Annotated in this window: 7 protein-coding genes; 6 read left to right on the top strand and 1 reads right to left on the bottom strand. The window is 68.2% G+C overall.

The window, feature by feature from the left end; genetic code table 11:
- Positions 1–2: 2 nt before the first annotated feature.
- From BRAS3809_RS34775 to BRAS3809_RS10110, 6 genes are all read left to right on the top strand, one after another.
- On the top strand, positions 3–155 hold the full coding sequence (locus BRAS3809_RS34775; RefSeq protein WP_008961994.1) for an SDR family oxidoreductase: 153 nt from the start codon (positions 3–5) through the stop codon (positions 153–155).
- A gap of 44 nt (positions 156–199) precedes the next feature.
- A complete protein-coding gene (lipP1, locus tag BRAS3809_RS10130; protein WP_008961993.1) occupies positions 200–1,162 on the top strand; it encodes a LipP1 family hormone-sensitive lipase in 963 nt (320 codons plus the stop codon).
- 174 nt (positions 1,163–1,336) lie between these two features.
- Positions 1,337–2,503 carry an amino acid aminotransferase gene (locus BRAS3809_RS10125; protein ID WP_008961992.1) on the top strand — a complete coding sequence of 389 codons (1,167 nt, stop codon included), beginning with the start codon at positions 1,337–1,339 and terminating at the stop codon, positions 2,501–2,503.
- Between the two features lie 68 nt (positions 2,504–2,571).
- Positions 2,572–3,138, top strand: coding sequence for a YitT family protein (locus tag BRAS3809_RS10120; protein ID WP_502685663.1), 567 nt, complete (start codon positions 2,572–2,574; stop codon positions 3,136–3,138).
- 237 nt (positions 3,139–3,375) lie between these two features.
- Positions 3,376–4,440: a ketopantoate reductase family protein gene (locus BRAS3809_RS10115; protein ID WP_008961990.1), complete on the top strand. Its 1,065-nt coding sequence runs from the start codon at positions 3,376–3,378 to the stop codon at positions 4,438–4,440.
- Positions 4,441–4,564: 124 nt separating this feature from the next.
- Positions 4,565–5,578 carry a Na+-dependent transporter gene (locus tag BRAS3809_RS10110; RefSeq protein WP_008961989.1) on the top strand — a complete coding sequence of 338 codons (1,014 nt, stop codon included), beginning with the start codon at positions 4,565–4,567 and terminating at the stop codon, positions 5,576–5,578.
- 51 nt (positions 5,579–5,629) lie between these two features.
- On the opposite strand, the gene BRAS3809_RS10105 is transcribed toward BRAS3809_RS10110, so the two are convergent.
- Positions 5,630–6,880 (bottom strand): NAD(P)/FAD-dependent oxidoreductase, encoded by a 1,251-nt coding sequence (locus BRAS3809_RS10105; protein ID WP_008961988.1) that lies wholly within the window; start codon positions 6,878–6,880, stop codon positions 5,630–5,632.

The following is a 6,880-nucleotide window of genomic DNA, read 5'->3' as shown; positions in this document are numbered from 1 at the left end:
CCGTGCCCGTCGACAAGGTCGTGGACCGCGTGCCTGCGCGCCGGCTCGGGCATGGCTCGGAGGTGGCGGCGATCGTCGCCTTCCTCGCTTCCGATGATGCGAGCTACGTCTCCGGCGCCGCCTACACGGTCGACGGCGGCCGCACCGCGGCCTAGTGCTTCAACTCAGAAGATCTCTTCAACGCGACAGGTTCTCTGCAATGCCCGTTCAACTCGATGCCGATGCCGCTGCCGTCTACAAAGCGTTCCAGGAGGCCGGCCGTCCGGCTTATGAGACGCTGACGCCGCAGGAGGCGCGCGACTACTATCTGGCCGCCCGCACCGTCAGCAATCCCGAGCCGCCGGAGCTCGCCGAAGTCAAGGAGCTGGCGATCCCCGGCCCGCACGGCGCGATCCCTGCCCGGCTGTATCGGCCGAAGTCGGTACGGCAGACCAACGGGCTCGCCCCCGGTCTGGTGTTCCTCCATGGCGGCGGCTGGGTGATCGGCAATCTCGAGTCGCATGACGTGGTCTGCCGCACATTGGCGCATGAAGGCGAGCTGATCGTCGTCTCGGTCGACTATCGCCTCGCGCCCGAGCACAAGTTTCCCGCCGCGGTCGACGATGCGCTCGCTGCGACTCAATGGGTCGCCGGCAACGCCGCCTCGCTCGGCATCGATGCGGCGAGGCTCAGCGTCGGCGGCGATTCCGCCGGCGGCAATCTCGCCGCCGTGGTCGCGTTGTCGGCGCGTGACGGCAACGGCCCGAAGCTGTCGGGCCAGGTACTGATCTATCCGGCCACCGACTTCACGATGAGCCACCCCTCGCACAGCGAGCCCGAGACCAGCGTGCTGCTGACGCATTCGGTGATCCGCTGGTTTCGCGATCATTATCTCAACAGCGCCGCCGACATCCACGACTGGCGTGCCTCGCCCGCCAAGGCCGAGTCTCTCGTGGGCCTGCCGCCCGCCTATGTGCTGACCGCCGGCGCCGACCCGCTGCGCGATGAAGGCGACGACTACGCGCGGCGCTTGCGCGAGGCCGGCGTGCCAGTGACCTATCGCACCCATCCCGGCCAATTCCACGGCTTCTTCACCATGGGCAAGCTGCTCGACCAGGCCAATGTCGCCGCACGCGACATCGGCGCCTGGTTGAAGCAGCTGGATCGGCCGGTGGGCATCTAGGGCTGTTTTGGCCAGTGCTGATCGGCTCTGCGACGGCTGCGGCGCATTCCCTGCACGCAGCCGAGCATCGCCGAAATTCCCGCTGTTTTTGCGTCGCAACCGGGCTAGTGTCCGCGCGCCTGCCAGGCGGCCAAGGGCTGCCCGCGGTGCACGACGCAACAGGAATGCTCCCCGATGTTCGAACGCCTGAGCCGCCAGCCCGACGATCCCCTGCTCGCTTTGATCGGCATCTTCAAAGCCGATCCGCGGACCGACAAGGTCGATCTGGGCGTCGGGGTCTACCGCGACGAGGCCGGCCACTCGCCGATCTTTCGCGCGGTGAAGGCCGCCGAGCAGCGGATCTGGGCGAGCCAGGACAGCAAGGCCTATGTCGCTCCGGAAGGCGACCAGGGCTTCCTGGACCTGCTGTGGACGATGGTCGGCGGCAAGGCCTCTCCGGTGCATGCCGCCGGCGTGCAAACCCCGGGCGGCTCCGGCGCGCTGCGGCTCGCCGCTGACCTGATCCGCCAGGCCGGCACCGGCCGGATCTGGCTGGGCTTGCCGAGCTGGCCCAACCACGCCGGCATCTTCGCCGCCGCCGGACTCGCGATCGAGACTTATCCCTATTTCGATGTCCCGTCGCAGACGCTGCTGCTCGACAGCATGCTGGAGGCGCTGCAGCGGGCCCAGCCCGGCGATGCGGTCCTGATCCACGCCTCCTGCCACAACCCGACCGGCGCCCCGCTGGGTGCCGCGGACTGGGCGCGCATCACCGAGGTGATCGCCGCCCGCGGGCTCGTGCCGCTGATCGACTCCGCCTATCAAGGTTTTGGCGCCGGCTTCGACGGCGATGTCGCGGGGCTGCGGGCGCTGGTCGCGGCGATCCCAGAGGCGCTCGTCGCCGTGTCCTGCTCGAAATCCTTCGGCCTGTATCGCGAGCGCACCGGCGCGCTGTTCGCGGTTGCCGCCGCCGAGGCTGCCGCCGCCACGGCCCGCTCCAATCTCGTGGCCATTGCCCGCACCAGCTACTCGATGCCGCCCGATCATGGCGCGGCGATCGTGAGGACCATCCTGGGCACGCCGGAGCTCTACGACGACTGGCGCGCAGAGCTCGAGTCGATGCGCGAGCGCCTCACGGCGCTGCGCCGCTCGTTCGCCGAGGCGCTCGGCGACCGCTGGTCGAACTCGCTGGCGATCGGCAGGCAGGAGGGCATGTTCTCGCTGCTGCCGCTCACGCCGGCCGAGGTGATGGCGCTGCGCGAGAAGCACGGCGTGTACATGCCGACGTCGGGCCGCATCAACATCGCCGGACTGAAGCTGTCGGACGTCACCCGCGTCGCCGGCCTGTTCAAGGCGATCTGAGCGCGGCAGGCGAGGACTACGTGACCGAGACCGTGCTGCCGGAGCGTCACAAGCTCTACGAGGATGCGATGGCGCTGACGCTCGGCACGCTGTTCGTGTCGCTGGGCATGCTGATCTACAGCAAGACGGTGCTGCTGGTCGGCAGCACCGCCGGATTGTCGCTGCTGTTCAGCTACGTCAGCGGCTACGGCTTCGGGCTGAGCTTCTTCCTGCTCAATCTGCCGTTCTACGTGCTCGCCGTGAAACGGATGGGCTGGCCGTTCACGATCCGCACCTTCGTCGCGGTCGGCCTGGTCGCAGTGTTCTCGCGCCTGACGACGACCTGGGTCGACATCGCCGAGATCAACCCGATCTATGCGACGGTGATCGGCGCCGGCTTGACCGGCACTGGCCTGTTGATGCTGTTCCGCCACCGCACCGGCCTCGGCGGCATCAACATCCTCGCGCTCTATCTGCAGGAGCACTGGAAGATCCGCGCCGGCTATTTCCAGCTCGCGGTCGATGCCCTGATCATGATCGCGGCGTTCTTCGTCATCCCGGTCAACCGGCTGGCGCTGTCGGTGCTGGGCATCGTGATCGTCAATGTGATCATCGCCATCAACCACAAGCCCGGCCGCTACATGGCGCTGAGCTGACGCTGGATCATCCGCAGGGCGTTCGATCCCGGGATCACCCGCCCGGGATGTCGCAGCTGTGCGCTGCACCTTGCCAGACCGGCCGTTCCGTGGGATGAAGGCTCTGGTATGCCAGCGATCAAGGCATCGAATTACCGCCTCCGTCCGCCCGCTGGGGTGTCAGACGGGCCGTCGGTGCGGCTGGATCGCCAACAAAAAATCTCGCACGCAAAACCAAGCTCTGGGGAAGACCAAGGTATGGCACGCAACATTCTGATTCTCGGAGCCTCCTACGGCTCCCTCCTCGGCACCAAGCTCTTGATGGCCGGCCACAACGTCACGCTGGTCTGCCGCAAGAAGACGGCCGAGCTGATCAATCGCGAGGGCACGGAGGTCCGCATCAAGCTGCGCGACGAGCCGACCCATCGCTCGATCTTCTCGCGCGACCTGCCCGGCAAGCTCGACGCCGCGACGCCCGACGCCGTCGATCTCTCGCGCTATGACCTCGTCGGCCTCGCGATGCAGGAGCCGCAATACACCAACCACACCATCCGCGTGCTGATGGTGAAGATCGCCGAGGCCAAGCTGCCGTGCCTCTCGATCATGAACATGCCGCCGCTGCCCTACCTCAAGCGCATCCCGGCGCTGGCCAACAGCGATCTCGAAGAGGCCTACACCAACGCCCAGGTGTGGGAGCGCTTCACGCCCGGACTGGTCACGCTGTGCTCGCCCGATCCGCAGGCGTTCCGTCCGCCGGAGGAAGGCGCCAACGTGCTGCATGTCGGCCTGCCGACCAACTTCAAGGCCGCCGCCTTCGACGATGAGAAGCACAACGCGCTGCTGCGCGAGCTGGAGCGCGACATCGATGCCGTCAGGCTCGACGGCCAGGACGTGCCGGTGAAGCTGAAGGTGTTCGACTCGCTGTTCGTGCCGCTCGCCAAATGGTCGATGCTGCTGACCGGCAACTACCGCTGCATTACCCGCGGCGAGCCGCAGGCGATCCGCGACGCCGTGCACGGCAACCTCGCCCAGTCCAAGGCCATCTACGAACATGTCGACGCGATCGCGCGCAAGCTCGGCGCGGATCCCAGCGACCAGGTGCCGTTCGAGAAATACGCCAAGGCGGCCGAGAGCCTGCTCAAGCCGTCGTCCGCGGCGCGCGCCGTGGCCGCCGGCGCGCCGTTCATCGAGCGCGTCGATCTGCTGGTGAAGCTGATCGCGCAGCAGATCGGCATGCCCAATCCCGAGATCGACCAGACCGTACAGACCGTCGATTTCAAGCTCAACGAGAAGATCGTGGTCGGCGGCTCGAGCGCGCAGTAACGGGCGGCGTCGGCGCATCGCTGCGTCCGGCGCCGACATTCTCGGTAACCAGATGTGACTTTGCAGGAACGCGCGGCCATCGCATGGTTCGCGCGTTCTTTGATTCACATCGCTTGGAATTCCGATGCCGTCCTCCGGGCCTCTCGCTGTTCCCCTGCGGGCCCTGAGCTGGCTCGGCAACCAGGGCACCCGCGCCATCGTTCTGGTGCTCATCGCCGCGATCGCGGTGCCGCCGATCGGCGAGCTGACACGCCCCTATGTCACGCAAGCCATCTTCCTGCTGCTCTGCATCTCCTTCATGCGCGTCGACGTCGCGATGTTGCGAGCCCATCTGCGCCGGCCGCTGCTGGTCGTCGCCGCGACCATGTGGACCACGATCGCGGTCCCGCTGACGGTCGGCACGCTCGCGCGCGCCACCGGCCTCGACGACGCGGCGCCCGACCTGCACCTCGCGCTGATGCTGCAGGCGTCGGCCTCGCCGATGATGGCCTCGCCGGCGCTCGCCGCGCTGATGGGGCTCGATGCGACGCTGGTGCTGATCACCCTGGTCACCTCGACCGCGCTGGTGCCGCTGACCGCGCCGGTGTTCGCCTATGTCTTTCTCGGCGCGGCGCTGGCGCTGTCGCCGGCCGCGCTCGGGCTGAAGCTCGCCGGCATCCTCGCCGCGGCGTTTGTCGTGGCCGTCGCCATCCGCCTCGCCTTCGGCCACGACGCGATCCGCCGCCATCGCGCGCCGATCGACGGCGTCAACATCTGCATCCTGTTCGTGTTTGCCTCGGCCGTCATGTCGCACTTCCTCGTGGATCTCGTCACGAGTCCGCTCCGCATGTTGGGACTGGCGATGCTGGCTTTCGCGGTGTTCTTCCTGCTGCTTGGGGTCACCATGCTGCTGTTCCGCGGCGCGGGCCGCGAGCGCGCGATGGCCTTGGGCATGATGGTCTCACTGCGCAACATGGGACTGATGCTGGCCGCCACCGAGGGCGCGATCCCCGGCACGACGTGGCTCTACTTCGCGATCAGTCAGTTTCCGATCCATCTGGCGCCGCAGTTGCTGCGGCCCCTGACCGAGCGGCTGCGGGCGACATCACGTCCATCCGGCGGGCCCGACCACGACGTGATCAGACCAGTCCGGGAATGAAGCGGAACCGCGGTGGTCGTTTCGTCTCCGACGCAACACGGTCGCGGCCCATCACAGATACCGGCTCGGCGCGAAGGCGGAGGCGTCGAAGGACGGCGCCTCGCCGGCGATCATCGCGGCGATCGCAGCTCCCGTGGCCGGCCCCGTGGTGAAGCCGATGTGCTGGTTGCCGAATGCAAGCCACAAGCCGGAATGCCGCGGCGCCGGCCCGATCATCGGCAGCGAATCCGGCAGGCTCGGCCGCGCCCCGCGCCAGGGCTGCGCGACGGCGTCGCCGAATTCGACGACGCCGCGCGCCAGCGGCACCACCTGCTCGAGCTGGGCGAAGTTGGACGGCGCGTCGCGGTCGGTCAGCTCGACGCCGGAGGTCACGCGCACCCCGTTCTCCATCGGCGTCATCAGGAAGCTGCCCTCGGCGTCATGGATCGGCCGCAGCAGCCTGCGGTTCGGGTTCGGCGTGAACTCCTGGTGATAGCCGCGCTCGAACGCCATCGGCACCTCGTAGCCGAGCGGCCTGAGGAGATCGGGCGACCACGGTCCCAGCGCCACCACGACGTGGCGGGCGCGGATCTCGCCATCGCCGAGCACCACGCGCCAGCCGCCGCCGTCGGCGAGCAGCGCGCGGATCTCGGACTGCCGCAGCACGCCGCCCGCGCCCTCGAACATCCGCGCATAGGCCTTGGTCACATTGCCCGGCGAATCCACCGACGCGGTCTGGCTGTGCAGCAGCCCGACCTTGTAGACCGGCAGCATGTTGGGCTCGAGCGCCGAGATCGCCTGGCGGTCGAGCAGCTCGCTCTTGATACCGTAGTCGGCGAGGAAGGCCTGCTCGGCCTTGGCGGCGCCGACCGCGTCGCTGCGCCAGGCCTTGAGCCAGCCGGTCTCGCGGATGCGCTGCGGCTCACCGGCGCGCACGATCCAGTCGCGATGCAGCGCCAGCGACGCGCCGATCAGCCCATGCAGCGCGATCGCGCGCGGCTTGACGCGGGACTCCACGGCATTGGCCAGGAAGCGCAGCACCCACTCGATATTGCGCAGGGTCCAGGAGGGATCCCAGCGCAGCGCCGCGCTGGTGTTGCCGAGATAGGACGGCAGCGCCCGAAACAGCGACGGCTTGTTGAGCGGCAGGATCGAGCCGGACGAAAGAATGCCGGCATTGCCGTAGGAGGTCTCCTCGCCGGGCGCCTTGCGGTCGACCAGCACCACCGCCAGCCCGCGCTCGCGGATGGCGTAGGCCGAGGAGACGCCGACGATCCCCGCTCCCAGCACGATCACGTCGGCGGTCTGCTGCACATGCTCCAT

The organism is Bradyrhizobium sp. STM 3809 (genome assembly GCF_000239795.1).
Taxonomy (GTDB): Bacteria; Pseudomonadota; Alphaproteobacteria; order Rhizobiales; family Xanthobacteraceae; genus Bradyrhizobium.
This window is presented reverse-complemented; position numbering and strand designations above follow the sequence as displayed.